The organism is Pseudokineococcus sp. 5B2Z-1, assembly GCF_037482305.1.
Taxonomy (GTDB): domain Bacteria; phylum Actinomycetota; class Actinomycetes; order Actinomycetales; family Quadrisphaeraceae; genus Pseudokineococcus.
On the sequence record NZ_JBBHZG010000001.1, the window covers coordinates 35,561 to 54,094 of the forward strand.

Annotated in this window: 15 protein-coding genes and 1 pseudogene; 2 read left to right on the forward strand and 14 right to left on the reverse strand. The window is 76.3% G+C overall.

Annotation, left to right across the window (positions count from 1 at the left end; genetic code table 11):
- Positions 1-89: 89 nt before the first annotated feature.
- The 9 genes and pseudogenes from WDV85_RS00155 to WDV85_RS00195 all read right to left on the reverse strand — a co-directional run bounded on the left by WDV85_RS00155 (position 90) and on the right by WDV85_RS00195 (position 11,104).
- Entirely contained in the window at positions 90-905 is an 816-nt protein-coding gene (locus WDV85_RS00155; protein ID WP_339568703.1) for a response regulator transcription factor, read from the reverse strand.
- A 282-nt stretch (positions 906-1,187) separates the two neighbouring features.
- Positions 1,188-1,922 carry a ribosome hibernation-promoting factor, HPF/YfiA family gene (gene hpf, locus WDV85_RS00160; RefSeq protein ID WP_339568704.1) on the reverse strand — a complete coding sequence of 245 codons (735 nt, stop codon included), beginning with the start codon at positions 1,920-1,922 and terminating at the stop codon, positions 1,188-1,190.
- Between the two features lie 459 nt (positions 1,923-2,381).
- The gene (locus WDV85_RS00165) at positions 2,382-3,179 is read right to left on the reverse strand and encodes a ComF family protein (RefSeq protein WP_339568705.1); all 798 of its coding nucleotides are present in this window, start codon (positions 3,177-3,179) and stop codon (positions 2,382-2,384) included.
- A gap of 111 nt (positions 3,180-3,290) precedes the next feature.
- Complete coding sequence (locus tag WDV85_RS00170) at positions 3,291-5,081, reverse strand: LpqB family beta-propeller domain-containing protein (protein WP_339568706.1); 1,791 nt, start codon at positions 5,079-5,081, stop codon at positions 3,291-3,293.
- Positions 5,074-6,837, reverse strand: coding sequence for an MtrAB system histidine kinase MtrB (gene mtrB, locus WDV85_RS00175; RefSeq protein ID WP_339568707.1), 1,764 nt, complete (start codon positions 6,835-6,837; stop codon positions 5,074-5,076). Before mtrB ends, WDV85_RS00170 begins: the two co-directional genes overlap by 8 nt.
- 109 nt (positions 6,838-6,946) lie before the next feature.
- A pseudogene (gene mtrA, locus WDV85_RS00180) lies at positions 6,947-7,615 on the reverse strand (MtrAB system response regulator MtrA); the annotation flags it as partial.
- 80 nt (positions 7,616-7,695) lie between these two features.
- Positions 7,696-8,943, reverse strand: coding sequence for a glycosyltransferase family 4 protein (locus WDV85_RS00185; protein WP_339568708.1), 1,248 nt, complete (start codon positions 8,941-8,943; stop codon positions 7,696-7,698).
- Positions 8,940-9,965 carry an NAD-dependent epimerase/dehydratase family protein gene (locus WDV85_RS00190; protein WP_339568709.1) on the reverse strand — a complete coding sequence of 342 codons (1,026 nt, stop codon included), beginning with the start codon at positions 9,963-9,965 and terminating at the stop codon, positions 8,940-8,942. Before WDV85_RS00190 ends, WDV85_RS00185 begins: the two co-directional genes overlap by 4 nt.
- Positions 9,962-11,104 (reverse strand): Gfo/Idh/MocA family protein, encoded by a 1,143-nt coding sequence (locus tag WDV85_RS00195; protein ID WP_339568710.1) that lies wholly within the window; start codon positions 11,102-11,104, stop codon positions 9,962-9,964. Before WDV85_RS00195 ends, WDV85_RS00190 begins: the two co-directional genes overlap by 4 nt.
- Positions 11,105-11,299: 195 nt before the next feature.
- Between WDV85_RS00195 and WDV85_RS00200 the strand changes: the two genes are divergently transcribed.
- The gene (locus WDV85_RS00200) at positions 11,300-12,673 is read left to right on the forward strand and encodes a UDP-glucose dehydrogenase family protein (protein ID WP_339568711.1); all 1,374 of its coding nucleotides are present in this window, start codon (positions 11,300-11,302) and stop codon (positions 12,671-12,673) included.
- A gap of 78 nt (positions 12,674-12,751) precedes the next feature.
- On the opposite strand, the gene WDV85_RS00205 is transcribed toward WDV85_RS00200, so the two are convergent.
- The 5 genes from WDV85_RS00205 to WDV85_RS00225 all read right to left on the reverse strand — a co-directional run bounded on the left by WDV85_RS00205 (position 12,752) and on the right by WDV85_RS00225 (position 17,498).
- Positions 12,752-13,765: an acyltransferase family protein gene (locus WDV85_RS00205; RefSeq protein ID WP_339568712.1), complete on the reverse strand. Its 1,014-nt coding sequence runs from the start codon at positions 13,763-13,765 to the stop codon at positions 12,752-12,754.
- Positions 13,766-13,931: 166 nt separating this feature from the next.
- Positions 13,932-14,972: a hypothetical protein gene (locus WDV85_RS00210; RefSeq protein WP_339568713.1), complete on the reverse strand. Its 1,041-nt coding sequence runs from the start codon at positions 14,970-14,972 to the stop codon at positions 13,932-13,934.
- A 146-nt stretch (positions 14,973-15,118) separates the two neighbouring features.
- Positions 15,119-15,985: a WecB/TagA/CpsF family glycosyltransferase gene (locus tag WDV85_RS00215; protein WP_339568714.1), complete on the reverse strand. Its 867-nt coding sequence runs from the start codon at positions 15,983-15,985 to the stop codon at positions 15,119-15,121.
- A 110-nt stretch (positions 15,986-16,095) separates the two neighbouring features.
- Positions 16,096-16,929, reverse strand: coding sequence for a glycosyltransferase (locus WDV85_RS00220; protein WP_339568715.1), 834 nt, complete (start codon positions 16,927-16,929; stop codon positions 16,096-16,098).
- The gene (locus tag WDV85_RS00225) at positions 16,926-17,498 is read right to left on the reverse strand and encodes an acyltransferase (RefSeq protein WP_339568716.1); all 573 of its coding nucleotides are present in this window, start codon (positions 17,496-17,498) and stop codon (positions 16,926-16,928) included. The genes WDV85_RS00220 and WDV85_RS00225 overlap by 4 nt, the downstream gene beginning before the upstream one ends.
- Before the next feature lie 165 nt (positions 17,499-17,663).
- Between WDV85_RS00225 and WDV85_RS00230 the strand changes: the two genes are divergently transcribed.
- On the forward strand, positions 17,664-18,530 hold the full coding sequence (locus WDV85_RS00230) for a glycosyltransferase family 2 protein (protein ID WP_339568717.1): 867 nt from the start codon (positions 17,664-17,666) through the stop codon (positions 18,528-18,530).
- Positions 18,531-18,534: the final 4 nt, after the last annotated feature.

Below are 18,534 nucleotides of genomic sequence, written 5' to 3' on the forward strand. Positions count from 1 at the left end.
CTGCCACCCCCGGACGGGAGCGGGGCGCAGCGGTCCCGCCGGCCGGTCCTCGGGCGGTCAGGGGCTCGGGCGGTCAGGGACTCGGGCGGTCAGGGACTCGGGTCGAGCAGCTTCTCCTTGACGGCGTACATGGCCGCCTCCATGCGCGAGTGCAGCTGGAGCTTCTCGAGCAGGTTCCGCACGTGGTTCTTCACCGTGTTCTCGGAGATCCAGAGCTCGCCGGCGATGTCGCGGTTGGAGCGGCCGCGCGCGACGAGCCGCAGCACCTCGAGCTCGCGGGCGGTCAGCCGCGGGGCGGGCACCGCGGGCGCGTCCTCGCGGGTGGCGCCCCTCCGGCTGAGCGCGGCGAACTCGGCGAGCAGGTGGCTCGCCATGGACGGGCTGATGAGCGACTGCCCGCCGTGCACGGCGCGCAGGCTCGCCGCGATCTCCTCGCCCGGCACGTCCTTGAGCAGGTACCCGTTGGCCCCGGCCTGGACGGCGCTGAAGAGGTCGGACTCGTCCTCGCTCATCGTCAGCATGAGGATGCGCGCGCTCGGGGCCACCTCGCGGATGGCGGCGCACGCCTCGATGCCGCTGCGCCGCGGCATCCGCACGTCCATGAGGACGACGTCGGGCAGCAGCTCCTCGGCGCGCGCGATGGCCTCGGTGCCGTCGGCGGCCTCCCCGACGATGACGATGTCGTCGTCGAGCTCGAGGACCCGCTCGAGCCCGCGGCGGTAGAGCACGTGGTCGTCGACGACGAGGACCCTGATGCGCTCTGGCGCAGCGGGTCCGACCGGCCCCGCCGCGGCGTCCAGCACCGCTCCGGGGACGGCGACCGTCCCGTCGGCACCGACCGTCCCGTCGACACCGCTCTGGGATCCCGCCCGCACCGCTCCGGCGTCCGCGCTCGGCACGTCCATCGCCCTCCCGTCCACCCCGGCGGGTCTTCGCCCGTCCGGGGGCCGGCGCGAGCATGCCAGCGGCTGCCCTCGCCCGTCTCGACCGGCCCCGTCACGATCGGGCCACGCCACGAGGGCCGCGAGGGCCACCGGCGCGCCGACCGGGGACCGCTTCCCCGTCCGAGGTCTTCGGAGCCCGTCGCCCACCGGTTGGGCCGCACCCCCCGGGCGCGACGCCGGCCCACCCGGGAGGGCCGGCCGCCGGCCCCGGGCGCACGCCCGGGGCCGGCGGCCCCCGTCCGGCTAGGCGCTCACCGCCGCGGGGGTCTGCGCCCCGTCGGCGCCGGCCGCCTCCGCGGGCGCCTCCTCGAGCCGGATGACGCCGTAGCTCCAGCCGCGGCGGCGGTAGACCAGGCTGACCGCGCCCGTGCTGCGGCACAGGAAGAGGTAGAAGTCGTGGCCCAGCGCCTCCATCTGGGCGAGGGCCTCGTCCACGCTCATGGGGTGCGCCAGGTGCGTCTTCTCCCGGATCCGCACCGGGGAGGCGCCCACGGCGTCCGCCAGCCCGTGCTCGTCCTCCCCCGGGCCCAGCGCGCTCACCGTCGCGTCGGGCTCGTCCTCCTCGCCGGACGCGCCGTCGTCGCCGGCCGCGGGCGGGGCGAGGCCGAGCGGCGGCACGGACGACGCCTCGGGCACCGAGCCGCGGCGCACCGACGGCGGCGTCTGGCGGCCGTGGTGGACCTTGCGGCGGTCACGCAGCCGGCGCAGCCGCTCGAGCAGCTTCTCCTCCGCGAGGTCGAGGGCGCCGTGCGCGTCGTCGGCGCAGGCCTCGGCGCGCACGACCTCCCGGCGGTGGCGCAGCGTCAGCTCGACGCGCTCGCAGCTCTGCGGCTGGCGCGGGTTCATCTCGTGGCTGATCACGACGTCGAGGCGGTCGGCCCGGGGGGCGACCTGCTCGACCTTGGCGAGCTTGTCCTCGAGGTGTCGGCGGAAGCGCTCCGGCACGGTGGTGTGGCGGGTGGTGAGCGTGATCTCCATGGGTCCTCCAGCGATGGGGGGTGGGTCTCGACGCGCCGGCCCGGGAGCTGTCCCGGCGGGCGGTCCTCGGTGCTCAGGCACCACCTCCCCGCGGCAGGAGGGCGGGGGGCCGGCCGCCGGCCCCGGTGACGACCGGGGCGGCGGCGGGCGGGGCGGGGCGGCGCAGACCGGCCCGCGGGAGCGCTCCGCGCAGCCCCGCCCCGACGCCGTCAGGCACCGGGCGAGACCGCCGGGCGAGCTCCATGTCGGGACGCTAGCGGCCCCGGGGGCCGCGCGACAGCCCGGCCCGCCGACCGGGCGAGCGGGCGTCCGCGCTCGGCGGACGCGTCCCGGACCCGGCCGGTGGTCGCGGCGACGCCGTCGCGTCGCCGACGACGGCTCGAGCTGCCGCACAGGCGCTCTCGCCGCGCCGGAGCGCGAGCACGCTCGACCGCCCCGGTGGCCTGCGGTGGTCGACGCTCACAGCGCGTCACGACCCCGGTCGCCCTCGTCCGGCCGCCCGTCCCGGGGGCCGGTGCGGTCCGACCGGCGGCGCCCCGCCCCCGGCGGCGGCGCGGCGAGGACGACCACCGCCCCCTCGACCCGGCAGCCGGCGAGCGCGAGGACGCGGGCGGCCTCGGCGAGGGTCGAGCCGGTGGTGACGACGTCGTCGACGAGCAGGCACCGCCGCGGCGGGGCCGCGCGGACCACCAGCGCCCCGCGGCGCGCCGCCGTCCGCTGCGCCGCGGTGCGGCCCACCTGGTCGCCCGCCCCCCGCCGCATCGCGAGGACGCGCCGGACGGGCACCACCCGCCCCCCGCGGGCGAGCGAGGTCGACCAGCGCCGGGCGAGGTCGGCGACGAGGTCGTCGCCGCGCGCGCGGACGGCGGCGCGGGTGGACGGCGCCGGGACGACGGCGAGCGGGCCGCCCACCGGCCCAGCGTCCGCCGCCGCGTCCAGAGCCGCTGCGCCCGCCCGGCGCAGGGCGTCCGCCAGCAGCGGCGAGAGGTCGTGGCGCCCGCGCTCCTTCCACGCCAGGAGCAGACCGCGGGCGGCGCCGTCGTAGCGCGCCGCGGCGCGCACGGGGGGCGCGGTGGCGACGGGCAGCTCGACGAGGCCCAGCGGGGGCGCGGCGAGGACGGCCCGGCACGGCGCGCACCACGGCACGTCGGGCGCCCCGCACCCGGGGCAGGCGACCGGCCAGACGAGGCGGCCCAGAGCCGCCCATGCCGCCCGCGAGGGCCCGGGAGGGGCCGCGTGCCGCGCCGGTGAGCCCACGGGAGGAGGCTGCGGGCCCCACGGGTCCGGTGGCGGGCCGGCGGTGCGGTCGGTGGACGGCCGCCACGGCGGCGCCCCTGTGCGCGGGAGCCGGACAGCCCGCCGCCGGGCTCAGCCCGGGTAGGACGGGTCGGTCGAGGTCTCCGAGCCGGGCCGCACGACCCAGGCCAGCCCGGCGGGCTGCAGCACCCCACCGCCGGGGGCGTCGAGGAGCACGCGCCCGGCCGCCTCGGCCGACGTCAGCCGCTCGACGCCCTCGGGCACCTCGACGGCGCGCACGTCCGATCCGTCGACGGCCACCCGCAGCAGCTGCGCCGGGCCCTCCTCGCGGGATCCGACGGCCACGACCGTCGTCGCGTCCTGCCACCCGGCGTCGGTGACGGACACGAGCCCGGGGACGGGCGGGGCGTCGGGCACGTCCAGACGCACCGGCGCGCCCTCGTCGTCGCGCACGACGCCGGCGACGTCGAGGTGGGCCCCACCGTCGGCGTCGGTCGAGGCGACGACGACGCGGGCGCCGTCGCGGGAGACCTGCAGCGCTCGCACGCGCCGCCCGTCCAGCCAGGGCGCCTCGACCGTGCGCACGTCCCCCGCCGCGTCGACGGCGAGGACGGCCCCCCCGGCGTCGGCCGGCGTCGTCCAGACCCACCCCCGGACGTCGACGCTCGGGGCCACGAGGTCCTCGCCGGCCACGACGCCCCGCAGCCCCGGCCCCTCGTCCGACTCGTCGGGCACGCCCACGAGCAGGCGCCCGCGCTGCTGCACGAGCACGGCGAAGAGCCCGTCCACCCCCACCGCCGGGTCGCTCGGCAGCAGGGAGGACACGTCGAGCAGGCCGGGCACCAGCTCCGCCCCGTCGCCGTCGAGCCGGGCGATCCGTCCCCCGGACAGGACGACGGGCGGGCCGGCGGGAGCCAGCGGGTCCAGCAGCCCGAGCTGGGCGTCCGGCAGCCCGAGGGCGCTGCCCGCCGAGCTCAGCTGCACCTCGCGCACCCCGGGGACGGGGCTCAGCGTGGCGCGCAGCTGCGCCTGCATGAGCAGGCGCGTGCCCGGGTCGGCGGCCCGCGCCTCGTCGGAGAGGTCCACCACCGCGGTGCCGCCGGGGTCCAGGGGCACGGCGGGCGGGGAGCTCAGCAGCCGCGTGCCCTCCGGGAAGGCGGTGGTGACCGCCCCCGCGAGCCACTCCGAGGGGCCGGCGAGCAGCTCGGAGACGAGCAGGGTGGCGCTCGGCGAACGCCCCGGGAACCAGAGCAGCTCGGGCACGAGCGCGGTGCGCGTCGGGTCGAGGAAGGTGAGCGGGTAGGCGCGGTAGACCTGCCGGAAGACGTCGCGGCTGACGACGACCTCGTCCGGCGGGTCGCTGAGGCGCCAGACGCCGTCCGCCCGGACGACGTCGAGGTCGACGGAGTACGAGGCCCGGGGCGGCGCCGTCGTCCACCGGCCGCGCCGGTCGACCTCCCCGACGAGGGGTGCGGTGACCTGGACGGTCTGCACGGTGCCCTGCGTCACCGTCGACGTCGGGCGCCCCGGGTCGGCGGCGGGCGGCGACACCCCCGTGCCGCCGACGACCAGGCCGCTCGCCGCGATGACGACGACCCGCTCGGAGGGGCGCCAGGACCGCGCCGCGCGCGGGGTGAGGAAGAGGCGTGCCGTCGCGGAGTCGTCGTCGAAGGCGGCCGAGGCGCGGAGGAAGCCCTCGACGACCGTCTCGGGCGAGGCCCCCGGCGGCGGGCCCTCGGCGAGGAAGCCCAGGGCCGGGCCGGGCGCCGCCGGGGCCGGGCCGCCCTCGACGGGCCCGCGGCGGGGCAGGTCCACGCAGCCGGTGAGCAGGGCGAGGACGGCGACCAGCAGCAGCGCGACGGCGGCCCGCGACCACCGCGCCCCGGGGCGGGGCTCAGCCACGGCCGGCCGGCGGCGGCAGGACGGGCAGGGACGCCGTCGCGATGGTGTCGGCGGCCGCCTCGGTGCCGGCGTCGCCCCACGCGCCGGGCGAGCCGGCGGCGCTGGGGACGAGGACGACGCCGGGCAGCCCCTCGACGAGGACGCTCGGCGCGGTCGGGTCGTCCGGCGGGGCGGCGGGAGCCAGGTCCACCGGCATGGGCAGCGGCGACATGCCCACCGCGCCGCCGGCCACCCGCGGCAGCAGCAGGCGGAAGGCGGCGCCGAGACCGAGCTGGCCGACGACCTCGAGGCGGCCGCCGTGGAGGACGGCGTCCTCGGTGGAGATGGCGAGGCCCAGCCCGCTGCCGCCCGTGGTGCGGGCGCGGGCCGGGTCGGCGCGCCAGAAGCGGTCGAAGACCCGCTCGGCGTCCTCGGGCCGCAGGCCGATGCCGTGGTCGCGCACGAGGACGGCGACCGCCGACGCGTCGGCCGCCAGCTCGACCTCCACCGGGCGGCCCTCGGCGTGCTCGACCGCGTTGAGGACGAGGTTCCGGACGACCCGCTCGACCCGCCGCGGCTCGACCTCCGCCGTCACCGGGCCCTCCGGCACGACCACCGCCACGGCCACGCCCTGCGCGGAGGCCACCGGCTCGGCGTGCTCGACGACGCGGGCCACCAGCGCCGCGAGGTCGACGACCTCGGGGTCCAGCGCCGCCGCTCCCGCGTCGAAGCGGCTCATCTCCAGCAGGTCGGCGAGCAGGGCCTCGAAGCGGTCGAGCTGGGTCATGAGCAGCTCGGCGGAGCGGGAGGCCGCCGGCTCGAGGTCACCGCGCGCCTCGTGGAGCACCTCCCCCGCCATCCGCATCGTCGTCAGCGGGGTCCTCAGCTCGTGGGAGACGTCGGAGACGAAGCGCTGCTGCAGGCGGGAGAGCTCGGCCAGCTGCGTGATCTGGCGCTGCAGGGACGCAGCCATGTCGTTGAAGGTCCGGCCGAGGGCGGCGAGGTCGTCCTCGCCGCGGACGTCGACGCGCTGGTCGAGGTCGCCGGCCGACAGCCGCGCGGCCGCGGCGGCCGCCTCGCGCACGGGGCGCACGACGAGCCGGGTGACGACCGAGACGACGCCGCCGAGCAGCAGGACGAGCAGGAGGCCGCCGACGACGAGGACGCGCTGGACGGCGTCGAGGGTCTCCTGCTCGCGCCCGAGGTCGATGACGAAGTAGAGCTCGTACTGCCCCGCGAGCGCGAGGTCGACCCGCTGGCCGACCGCGAGGCCCGGCGTCGTGCCGCCGTCGCTGCTCGGGAGGGCGACCGGCGCGGCCTGCTGCTTCGACTGGTCCCGCACCGCCTCGCGCAGCGCGTCGGGCAGCAGGCCGGGCGTCAGCCCGCTGCTGTAGAGGCTGTTGATCGTGACGGTCGCGTCGCTCTCCGGCACCCGCAGCAGGAGGAAGCCTGCCGCCCCCTCGCCGCCGACGTCGCTGAGCTGCTCCTGGTTGTCGAAGACGAACTGCTGCAGCTCGACACCGGTGGGGACGTCGGCCTGGTCCAGGCGGTCCTGGAAGGCGCGCGCCCCCGCGGCCGCCTCGTCGAACGCCTGGTCCCGGCGGGCCTCGAAGAGCCGCTCGCTGATGGCGTCGGCGAGGAAGCCCCCGACGACCGCCATCGTCAGCACGCACAGGACGACGGTCAGACCGACCACCCGGACGGTCAGCGAGCGGCGCCACCGCCGCGCCGCCCGGCCCCCCGCCGCCCGCAGGCGGCGCCCCAGGCGCCCCGGCACGGCGTCAGCCGGCGTCCGCGCCGGCCCGACCGGGCTCGTCGGACGACGGGGAGCCCGGCGCGCCCTCCCGGACGGCGCCGTCCCCCGCCGGGCCGCCCTGGGCGACGGCGCCGGCGCGGTAGCCGACGCCGCGGACGGTGAGCACGACCTCGGGGTGCTCGGGGTCGTGCTCGATCTTGCTGCGCAGGCGCTGGACGTGGACGTTGACCAGGCGCGTGTCGGCCTGGTGGCGGTAGCCCCAGACCTGCTCGAGCAGCACCTCGCGCGTGAAGACCTGCCACGGCTTGCGGGCCAGCGCCGCGAGGAGGTCGAACTCCAGCGGCGTCAGGGCGATGTGCTGGCCGCCGCGGGTGACGGTGTGCCCGGCGACGTCGATGACGAGGTCGCCGGCGCGCAGCGTCTCGGGCACCTCGTCCTCGCGACGGCGCAGCCGGGCGCGGACGCGGGCGACGAGCTCCTTCGGCTTGAAGGGCTTGGGCACGTAGTCGTCGGCGCCCGACTCGAGCCCGGCGACGACGTCGGAGGTGTCGCTGCGCGCGGTGAGCATGACGATCGGCACGTCGGACTCCGCGCGGATGCGCCGGCACACCTCGATGCCGTCCACCCCCGGCAGCATGAGGTCGAGCAGCACGAGGTCGGGCTTGGACTCCCGGAAGGCGGCCAGCGCCCCGGAGCCGTCCGCGCAGAAGGACGGCGTGATGCCCTCCCCCCGGAGCACGATGCCGATCATCTCGGCGAGCGCGGTGTCGTCGTCGACCACGAGCACGCGGTTCGTCATGGGGCCATGGTCGCACCCGGAGGACGGCACGGCGGTGAAGCCCTGCCCGGGCGCGCGTCCCACGGGGGCGCGCGCCCCGCTCAGTCCGAGGCCCTCCCGGCCGCCGCCCCCAGCAGCTCCTCCAGCTGCTCGGCGGACCGGTCGACGTCGTGCAGGCGCCGCACGTCCCGGGCGCCCTGCGAGCCCATGCGCGCCAGCTCCTCCGGTGAGGCGGCGAGCACCCGGCGCAGCGCTCCCGCGAGGGCCACCGGGTCGCCCGGCGGGACGAGCCAGCCGTTCTCCCCGTCGCGCACGAGCTCGGGCACGCCCGCGACGGCGGAGACGACCGCGGGACGTCCCACCGCGAGGCTCTCCATGAGGGCGATGGGCAGGCCCTCGGCGAGGCTGGGGAGCACGAGCGCACGGGCGTCGCGCAGCATGCGCGCGACGTCGTCCGCGCTCCGCCATCCCTCCAGCACGACGACGTCCTCGAGCCCCAGCCGACGCACCAGGCGCTCCAGGTCCGCCCGGTCGGGGCCGTCGCCCACGAGGCGCACCCGCAGGTCCTCCGGTCGGGCCTCCCCGGACGCGAGCAGCGCGTGCACGCCTTGGACGAGGAGCCGCTGGCCCTTCTCCGGCGCCAGGCGCCCCACGCACAGCAGGTCCACCGGTCCGCCCGCCGTGGGCGGTGCGGCGAGGGCCTCGGCGTCGCCCACGAGGAAGGCCGGGGCCACGCCGCAGCGGACGACGTGCACCTTCGCCCAGGTCTCCGGCGGGACCCAGCGGTACAGCTGGCCCCGCGTGTACTCGCTGATGGCCACCACGTGCGACGCCGAGGCGGTCTTGAGGTCCAGGTGCAGCGACGGCGCCCGGTCCCACTCGTACGGCCCGTGCACGGTCATGCTCCAGGAGCCCCCCGACAGGGCGGCGCCGAGCATGGCCACCGCCGCGGGGCCCTCGCTCGTGTGCGCGTGGACGTGGCGGACGTCCGCCCGCTCGCAGGCCTCCGCCAGGCGCAGCGCCTCGGCGAGGTAGACGAAGGGCCAGACCGCGCCCTTGGCGCCGGGCGCGCGCAGCCGCGCCGCCAGCGCGAGGGCCCTGGCGAGCCTCCGGGGCCGGCGCAGGGCCCAGCGGGCGAGACCGGGCGCGGCGGACGGCAGGCCCGGCACGAGGTAGCCGGTGGCGCGCTGCTCGTCGGCCGTCCCGGACGCCTCCACCTCGGCGGGGTCGGGCGAGCGCATCGAGAAGGGCCGCACGTCGTGGCCCCGGCGGCGCAGCGCTGCGACCTCCTCCCGCACGTACGTGTCGCTGGCGCGCGGGTAGATGTTCGCGAGGTACCCGGTCCTCACGCGGCGCTCCCCGAGGAGGCGTGCTCCGGGCCTGCCTCCGACCCCGCGAAGGCGCTGTCGCGCGCCTGGTCCCAGGTGAGGACCGGCGTCCACCCCAGCTGGCGGCGCGCCACGTCGGCCGGGAAGCGCAGCGGCTTGAACATGGCCTGGAACTTCACGGGGTCCAGGACGCTCGGCAGCTTGCCCCCCGTCCGGGGGAAGAGGACGCGGCCGGACAGCCGGGCGACCCGGGCGAGGAGGAGGGCGGCCGCGTAGGGCACGACGACGCGGCGGTGCACGCCCGTCGCCGCGGCGGACGCGGCCGCGTACTCGGGCGAGGTGACGACGTCCGGGTCGACGACGTTCGCGGTGGTGCCCGAGGGCACGTCCGCCGACACCGCGGCGGCGAAGGCCTCGGCGCAGTTCTCGACGTGCGTCAGCGGCAGGCGCGTCCGCACGACGAGCTGCAGCCCGCCGACGCGCTGCCCGACGCCCGGGACGTCGGGCCGCTCGGCTCCCCAGATGAAGCCGGGACGCAGGACGACGAGGCTCCACGGCGCCCCCTCGGCCGCCTCGCGCAGGAGCCGCTCCTGCCAGACCTTGGCGCGGGCGTACCCGTCGCGGCGCCAGGGGCGCTCCTCCAGCGGCGAGGACTCCGTCAGCGTCCCTCGCGCCGCCGACCAGTCGTAGACGGAGAAGCTGCTCGCCAGCACCAGGCGCCGGACCGCTGCGCCCGCCGGGCTCCGCAGCCCCTCGAGGAGGCGCTCGGTCCCGCCGACCGTGCTGGCGAACTGCTCGCTGGGCGAGCCCTGCACCTGGGCCGCCAGGTGGACGACGACGTCGCAGCCGGCCAGCGCGCGGTCGACGGCCTCGGGCGAGCGCACGTCCCCCACGACGACGTCGACGTCCGCGTCGCCCCAGGCGCCCGGTCGGAGCGAGCCGTCGCGCACCAGCGCCCGCACGGCGTGCCCGTGCCGCGCGAGCGCCGCGACGACGGCGGCGCCGAGGAAGCCGGAGGCACCCGTCACCAGCACCGTGCTCATCGGGGGGCGCTCCTCTCGATCTCGGACACCAGGGCGTTCACCTCGGCCACGTCCTGCAGGCTCACCGGTGGCGGCGTCCCGTCCCTCAGCGCCGCGTGGAAAGCGCCCACGAGGCCCCAGAGTCCCTCGTAGGCCCCGGGACCACCGCTGATCTTGCGGAGCAGCCCGCCCACGGCGCCGACCGCCTCGCGGCGTCCGCTGTCGAGCCCGTTGAGCAGGGGCACCAGCGGGCCGGGGGCGCCGCGGAGCTCGCTGCGGACGACACCCGTGCCGTACAGGTCCGCCCGGGCCCGCATCCGCGTGCCCTCGACGACGACGGAGAAGACGTCGGGCTGCGCGGAGGCCGAGAAGGCGAGGCTCGCGGTCGCCGACGACCCGGTGACGAGGCTCCGCATCTCGTCGACGGCGAGACGGGACGGGTGCCGCTTGGCCCAGGCGGTCGCGACGCCGGTCGCCGGGCCGGTGAAGGCGTGCGCCAGCGACGCGAGGTGCGGGAGGAAGTCCGAGACGAGCCCCGCCGGCAGCCCGAGGGCGAAGTGGGGCGCCGTCCCCTGCACGAGCGGGCCGCCGCCCGTGAGGACGTCCAGCGCCACGGTGACGTCGACGTGGACGACGTCGCCCAGCCGCCCCTCGTCGCGCCAGGCCAGCAGCGTCCGGACCTGGCTGTTGAAGAGGTAGTTGTAGTCCTCCAGCAGGTGGACGCCGTTCGCGCGGGCGAGGCCGAGGAGCTCCTCGAGCTCCTCCGGCGACGCCGCCAGCGGCTTCTCCACGAGGACGTGGACCCCGCGGCGCAGCGCCTCGCGGGCGAGGGGGACGTGCGAGGCGGGCGGCGTCGTCACGTGCACGACGTCGAGGTCCGCGGTCTCGAGCATCGCCACGGCGTCGCGGAAGACCTCGGGGCGCGGCCCGCGGTCGGCCGCCTCGTCGGCGGCGGCGCGCGCCGCGCCCTCGGAGGAGTCGCAGACCGCCACGAGCGCCCCGCCCGCACCGGCGGCGAGGGCGCGCAGGTGCTCCGAGCCGATGCCACCGGCGCCGATGACGGCGACCCGCGGCGGACGTCCGAGCGCGGAGGGAGACGCTCCTGACACGGCGACCGGCGCGGTCACCGGGTGGTCGAGGCCCTGGGGACCTGCCTGCATCGCGTCCTCCCGTCGGGTCCGCACCGGGCCGGCGCGGGCGGCGGCCACGCTAGGGCACGCCTCGACTCCTCGGGCACGAGGCCGCGGCTCTCGACGGGGTGGAGCCGGCGGAGTCGTCCGTACGCTCCGGAGTGGCATGCTGCCCCCCGCGCGAGGGCGCGCACGCCTGTCCGTCGACCCCCGTGAGGACCCGCCATGACCGAGCAGACCGCCTCGACCGAGGACACCACCCCCGACAGCGCCCGCGGCCCCCGCATCAGCGTCGTCGGCACCGGCTACCTCGGCGCCACCCACGCCGCCGCGATGGCCGAGCTCGGCTTCGACGTCATCGGCGTCGACGTCGACCCCGCCAAGGTCGAGGCCCTGTCCGCCGGCAAGGTGCCCTTCTACGAGCCCGGGCTGCCCGAGCTGCTCGTGCGCGGCGTCGAGTCCGGGCGCCTGCGCTTCACCACCGACCTCGCCGAGGCCGCCGCCTTCGCCGACGTCCACTTCGTCTGCGTCGGCACGCCCCAGCGCCCCGGCTCCAACGGCGCCGACCTGCGCTACGTCGAGGCCGCCTTCGAGGGCCTGGCCCAGCACCTGACCCACGACGCCCTGCTCGTCGGCAAGTCCACCGTCCCGGTCGGCACCGGCGCCCGCATGGCCGCCCGCGTCCGCGAGGTCGCCCCCGCCGGGCTGCGCGTCGAGCTCGCCTGGAACCCCGAGTTCCTCCGCGAGGGCAAGGCCGTCCACGACACCCTCTCCCCCGACCGCGTCGTCGTCGGCGGCGCCTCGGAGTGGGGCGACGACCTCCTGCGCCAGGTCTACGCGCGCCCCCTGTCGGAGGGCACCCCCTTCATCGCGACCGACCTGCCGACGGCCGAGCTCGTCAAGGTCTCCGCCAACGCCTTCCTCGCCACCAAGATCAGCTTCATCAACGCGATCTCCCAGGTCTGCGACAAGGCCGGCGCCGACGTCACCGTCCTGTCCGACGCCCTCGGGCACGACGTCCGCATCGGCCGGCAGTTCCTCAACGCCGGACTCGGCTTCGGCGGCGGCTGCCTGCCCAAGGACATCCGCGCCCTCATGCACCGCGCCGGCGAGCTCGGCGCCGACTCCCTCGTCGCCCTCATGCAGGACGTCGACGAGATCAACATGTGGCAGCGCCAGCGCGTCATCGACATGGCCGTCCAGGCCTGTGGCGGCAGCGTGCTCAACCGCCGCGTCGGCGTCCTCGGCGCGGCCTTCAAGCCCGACACCGACGACGTGCGCGACTCCCCCGCCCTCAACGTCGCCGCCGGCCTGCACCTGCGCGGCGCCCAGGTCGTCGTCTACGACCCCGAGGCCGGCGAGACGGGCCGCAGGATGTTCCCGACGCTCTCCTACGGCACCTCGACCGAGGAGGCCGTCACCGACGCCGACGTCGTCCTCGTCCTCACCGAGTGGCCGGTCTTCCGCCAGGCCGACCCCGCGAAGCTGCTGGGCCTGACCCGACCCGGCGCCACCGTCATCGACGCCCGCAACTGCCTGCCCGCCGACGCGTGGCGCCAGGCGGGCTGGACCTACCGCGGGCTCGGCGCCGCCCGCTGATCTCCGCCTGCGGGCGGAGCGACCGGTCGTCGCGGTCCTCCGCCCGCAGGCCGGTCGGCCGTCGGCCTCAGCCCTCGCTCAGACGGAGGCCCGGCGGGCGGGCAGCCGGTAGATCGACTCCAGCGGGGTCCTACGGACCAGGGTGCCGATGCCGACGGACCCGGCCACTGCTGCGGCGACCATCACGGGCAGGGCGACCACGCCGAGCACGGGGTGCGGCTGGGCCCCGCCGAAGGGGCCGACGACCAGCGCCAGGAGGCTCGTCATGGCCGACAGCAGGATGAAGTGCGTCACGTAGACGACGAGCGTCAGCCGGCCGAGGACGTCCAGACGCAGGGCGCTCGTGAGGCGCGGGGCGTGGCGCAGGACCAGGACGCCCGCGGCGACGGCGAGGGCGCTGAGGACCACGGGGACGATCGGTAGCCACTGCAGGACGAAGAGCCTCACGACGACGACGGCGCCGAGGAAGGCGACGACGGCGAGGACGGGGGCCACCCGCGTCGACCCCTGGACGGCCCCGACCAGGCGCGGTCCGAAGTGGGCGCCCACGAGGAAGAAGAGCAGGTAGTGGGCGACCCCCTCGTAGCCGATGCTGCCGCTGTCGAGGGGCCCGAAGAAGGCCGCGGACAGGAGCGTCGCCCCGACGAGCTGGACCGCCAGGGGCACCCTCCCGGCCATGAGCTTCGTGACGACGAGGACCACGGCGAGCGCATGCAGGTACCACAGGCCCGACGTCGGCCAGACCGGCGACACCAGCAGGCGGACGAGGTCGGTCTCGTCAGGTCGGGTGGCCAGCGGGACGAGCGAGAACCAGGCGAAGCGCACGAGCGTCCACACGACGTAGAGCCAGAGGAGCGGCGCCAGCCGGTAGCGCCACAGGTGCCCCCAGGAGCCCGTCAGCGCCGATCGGGACAGGACGCCCGAGACGAGGAAGAACAGCGGCATGGGGAAGGTCGCGAGCAGGTCGCGGGCGACCACGTAGTCCGGGTGCACGAGGCCGAGCGGCGCCAGGAGGATGACCGCGTGGTGGATGACGATCATCACGATGGCGACACCACGCGCCCCGTCCAACCACTGCACACGCTCTGTCATCGTCACCCCTGTCGACCACGGACGTCGGTGACCACGATGGCAGACGGTGAGGTGACCCAGAGCACACTTCGGCCTGTCGTCACCCGGACGAGCACTCAGGCTCCGAGGCACCCGAGCCCGCCGGCGCGGTGGCGCCGGCGGGCTCGGGTGCAGGTCGTACGGGCGGTCAGCTGGGCGCGCCCCAGTCCTCCCGGACGACCTGGAGGTCGCCCCACGGGAAGCCGGCCATCACGGCGTACTGCGGCGTGCCGTCGAGGATGCCGTTCCAGGGGTTGCTACCAGTGCGCGTCCTGATCCCCTCACCGCTCTCGGCCTGCACGGACACGGCGCCGGCGGTGTCGGTCACGACGAAGCCGTAGCGCTGGGCCGCCCGGGCGACGGCCTCGGCGACCGGGTGGAGGCCGAGCCGCTCGACGTCGACCGACGGGTCGAGGCGGAAGCGCGTGCCCATAGGGATGGCCGAGGAGCTGCGGTCCCAGCCGTCGCTCCTCGTGGCGGGGTAGTTCACGTCGCTGTAGTGCGCGATACGCGGCAGGAGCAGCGAGACGGCGTGGTCGACGTCCCCCCTCGCCGCCTCCCCCATCTGGACGGCTCCCAGGGACGACGCCAGGCCGCTGGCGCTGGCGCCGAAGGTCTTCGGGAAGGCGCCGTCGCTCTGCGATATGCCGTCGATCCGGCCACCCCAGCAGGCTGACCAGCCCGAGGACGTCTTCCGGGCCTTCCAGAACTCCCAGAGCTGGTCGGTGCTGGGCGAGTAGACCGTCAGGTGCCCGTCGGTGCCCTTGGCGGGGATGGCGTCGGCGGGGATCGGCACGTCCTCGAACTGGCCGCCGGGCCCGTACAGCGCGGGAGGCGTCCACCCCTTGCCCTGGCAGTCGTCGAAGCGCACGTCGACGCGCCGCTGACCAGTTGAGGCCATGTTGAGAGAGGCACCGAAGGAGAAAGCGTTGAAGGCGGCGACGCCGCCGTAGCGCGACGTCACCTGGTGCTCGAGGTTCGCCACCATCGCCCGGCTGCTCGAGTCGAGGGGCGCGCGGGAGACGTCCTTGGCGAAAGCGTTGCTCGGCGGCAGCGCGGGGTACTCGGCGACGGAGGCGCTCGTCCGGGTCGTGTCTGCGAGAGCGCCCGAGGACGCTCCTCCCGTCACGGCGACGGCCAGTGCGATCGCGGCGGCCGTGCGTCGGAGATGGCGGGACGTAGCAGGCATGCAAGGACTCCTGTGGTCGGAAGCGGGGGCTACCACCCCATCGGGTGAACCGGGGCGGAGCCTAAGCGCCCTGACGAACCTGTGGGGCCGGCGGCGCTCGGCATCTCCCGCGTCCCCGCCCGCCGACCGGGGAGCTCGGCGCTCGGCTAGGCCGCCCGCCCGTTGAGAGCGGTGCTGCGTCGAGCGCTCCTGGCGAAGAGACCGGCCGCGTAGGGGAGGTCGTCGACGAGGTAACGCCGCGCCATGCGCCGCGGCTCCATCGCCAGGCGGTGGAGCCACTCGAACCCGCTCTTCTGGATCCCCTCGGGCGCCCGGGAGACGCGTCCGGAGAGAAAGGTGAGCGCCCCGCCGCACCCGATGAACCACGCCCGCGGGAGGGTGGAGCGCAGCACGCCGATCAGGCGCTCCTGCTTGGGGAAGCCGAGGCCCACGAGCACCAGGTCGGGCTGCGTGCGCTGCAGGTCCTCGACGATGGCCCCCATCTGGTCCTCGTCCCGCTCGAAGCCGTGGGGCGGGCAGTGCCACCCGGCGACGCGGAGCCCCTCGTGGTCCGACGCCAGGTTCTCGGCGGCCGCCTCCGCGACGCCCTCCTCCCCGCCGAGGAGGTAGACCGACCGCCCCGCGGACGCAGCGGCGGCCGGCAAGGAGCCAGCCAGGGAGGCCCCCGTCACGCGCTCCGGCAGGGGGCTTCCTTGGATCCGAGACGCCCACACGATCGGCATGCCGTCGGCGACGACGATGTCGGCCTGCGCGGCGATGCCCTGCAGGTCGGGACGACGCAGCTGGCGGAGGATGTCGACGTTGGGCGTCAGGAGCATGCCTCCGCGACCAGCGGACATCTCGCGGAGGACGTGGTCGACGACCTCCGTCTCGGTGACGGCGTCGAAGGCCACGCCGTCGACGACCACCTTCTGCGGCGCCGCGGCGTCGACGGTGTGGTCATGGGTCTGCTGAGGGACCAGGACCGGCGACGCTGCCAGCTCCTCGGGGGTCAGAGCCGGTCGGGTGGTCATGACCACAGTCAAGGGCATGATGCGGCCTGGCCCAAATCGTGCGCACCGAGTTCACGAGATGTTCACAGGTCGACGAGCCTCGTCATCACGGCGTCATCACGGCCGGCGGGTCAGCGCGTCGTCTCGTCCCGGTGCCACGTCGCGGGGCCACGTCGCGCTCGCAGCCGCGCCAGCGCAACGACCATGACGTAGACGGACGTGGACGGCAGGGTCCGCGGGTCTCGGCGCACGTCCGACAGGAGCGAGCGCACCGTCTCCCCCGTGCTCGTGGCGTGGGCGACCTCGCCGCTGCCGGCGAGCTCGGCGTTGCCCTGGGCCGTCCGGGTACGCACGGCGAGGAGGCTCCGAAGGGTCCGCGGCGTCTCCACCTCGAAGACGTGGTCGGTGAGCACGACGCGCTCCTCCGGGGCGAACGTCCGCTGGACGAAGAGGTCGTCGCTCGTCACGGGGGGGAACGCGCCGAAGCGTCGGCGACCCGACTCGCTGACGCCGTAGAGGCCGAGGCCGACGAGCCCGTCGGTCGTGTACGGGATGCGGGCGTAGGCGGCGTAGAAGGCGCGGACAGCCCACGGCCTCCCCCCGACGCGGAACCGCACCCGGGGCGCCGCGACGCGCGGTCGGGCACCCGACAGGGCGTCCGCGACAGCCCGTAGCGCCGGCGCGCCCACGACGACGTCAGCGTCGAGGTAGATGCGCGGGAAAGTCGTCGAAGCGGCGTCCCCGGCGTCCAGGGCGAGCCGCTTCGACCCCTCCTCCAGCTCGAGGACCCTCACCCCGGGGCGCTCGCGCGCCACCGCGGCGGTGCGATCGGTGCAGCCGTTGGCCACGACGACGACCTCCGCCGCGTCGCCGAGGTCGTGGACGAAGCCGTCGAGGCAGCGCCCCACGACCCGCTCCTCCTGATGGGCGGGGATGACGACGGAGAAGCGCACCACGTCGCTCACCGGATCTCCCGGACGACCTTCGCCGGGACCCCGGCGACGAGGACCCCCCCGGGCACCTCGCCACGGACGACGGCCCCGGCGGCCACGACGCTGCCCGACCCGATGCGCGAGCCGCGGAGGACGACCGCGTTCGCCCCCACCCAGACGTCGTCGCCGATGGACACGGGCGAGGTCCGGTAACGGGGGGCCCCCGGCGCGACGGGTCCGACGACGTGGTCTTCGTCGTGGATGGAGACGCGCTCGCCGAACATGACGCGCGAGCCGATGGTGAGGCCCTCGAAGACGCAGACGTAGGCGCCGACGTTGAAGAAGACGTCGTCCCCCCACGTCGTCGGCGCGTCGATGACGCCGTGGAAGTCGCCCGCGACCACGCAGCGCTCCCCACGGTCGAGACGCCCGCCCGGCCCGATCCGGACGTCGACCCTGGGCCCGAAGGACATGGGCCGACCGGACAACGCGGGTCGGCGCGCCAGCGCCGCGTAGTACCGGAGCTTCCGCTCGGCGTCGTGCGCCCGCTGGCGGGGCGTGCGCCCCTCCTGCGGCGTCGGGACGTCTCGGCCAGCCGTCATCTCCCGGAGCACAGCGCGACCCTAGCGAGGAGGACGCGGTGCCGGTCGGCCCCGAGGTCGACGGCTACGTTGACCACAGAGCCACCACCCGGGGTGGCCGTCCGGGACGTCGTCGGAGGCCACGCCATGACAGCGAGCACGGAGCCCGCCGCGCAGGAGGGACCGGTGACCGCGGACGTGACCGTGGTCATGCCCGCCATGAACCGTGCCCACCTCATCGAGAGGGCGTTGGAGAGCGTGCGGCGCCAGACGCTCGCACCACGGCGGGTGGTCGTCATCGACGACGCCTCGGACGACGGCACGGCCGACGTCGCACGCCACGCCGGCGCCGAGGTGCTCGAGATGCCTCGGCGGTCGGGCAGCGGTCCCGCGCGGAACGCGGGCATCAGCTCCGCCGACACCGAGTGGATCGCCTTCCTCGACAGTGACGACGAGTGGCTCCCCCACCACCTGCAGACGGTCCTGGGGCTGGCGCAGGGGCACGTCCTCGCCTCGACGGCGGCGACGTCCACGAGCGGGCGGTGGCTGGGAAGCCCGCGCCCCTCGCCCGAGCCGGTGACACCCAGGAGGGTGCTGGTCCCGAGCGACCTCGTGGTGACGAGCGCCACGGTGGTGCGACGTGACGCCCTCGAGGCGGTGGGCCTCTTCCGGCCCCTCCCACGCGCCCAGGACATGGACGCCTGGATCCGGGTGCTCGAGCTCGGCACCGGCGTGGTCGCGGGCGAGGCGACGGTCTTCTACCACGAGCACGACACGCAGGCGGTAAGGGACGTCGGCATGATGAGGTCCGCCTTCGAGCGCATCATCGAGGACCACTCCCAGAAGTCGTGGATGGACCAGGCGCTCCGTGACGGCGCGCTCGCCAGAGTGGTCTGGGACGACCTGCGAGCCGCGCAGCGCTCGTCCCGTTGGCGCGACGCAGCCGGCTCTGCGTGGTGGCTCGTCAGGCGACCGGCGGCGGTCGGCGCGGTCGGCTCGGTCCTGGCGCAGCGCCGCCGCGCACGCCGCAGAGCGGCGCGCGCGGCGGGCTGACGCG

Excerpts from the sequence above, each read along its gene's own strand:
- WDV85_RS00155 (WP_339568703.1), bottom strand. The coding sequence starts at position 905 with ATGGACGTGCCGAGCGCGGACGCCGGAGCGGTGCGGGCGGGATCCCAG.
- hpf (WP_339568704.1), bottom strand. The coding sequence starts at position 1,922 with ATGGAGATCACGCTCACCACCCGCCACACCACCGTGCCGGAGCGCTTC.
- WDV85_RS00190 (WP_339568709.1), bottom strand. The coding sequence starts at position 9,965 with ATGAGCACGGTGCTGGTGACGGGTGCCTCCGGCTTCCTCGGCGCCGCC.
- WDV85_RS00195 (WP_339568710.1), bottom strand. The coding sequence starts at position 11,104 with ATGCAGGCAGGTCCCCAGGGCCTCGACCACCCGGTGACCGCGCCGGTC.
- WDV85_RS00200 (WP_339568711.1), top strand. The coding sequence starts at position 11,300 with ATGACCGAGCAGACCGCCTCGACCGAGGACACCACCCCCGACAGCGCC.
- WDV85_RS00205 (WP_339568712.1), bottom strand. The coding sequence starts at position 13,765 with ATGACAGAGCGTGTGCAGTGGTTGGACGGGGCGCGTGGTGTCGCCATC.
- WDV85_RS00210 (WP_339568713.1), bottom strand. The coding sequence starts at position 14,972 with ATGCCTGCTACGTCCCGCCATCTCCGACGCACGGCCGCCGCGATCGCA.
- WDV85_RS00215 (WP_339568714.1), bottom strand. The coding sequence starts at position 15,985 with ATGACCACCCGACCGGCTCTGACCCCCGAGGAGCTGGCAGCGTCGCCG.
- WDV85_RS00225 (WP_339568716.1), bottom strand. The coding sequence starts at position 17,498 with ATGACGGCTGGCCGAGACGTCCCGACGCCGCAGGAGGGGCGCACGCCC.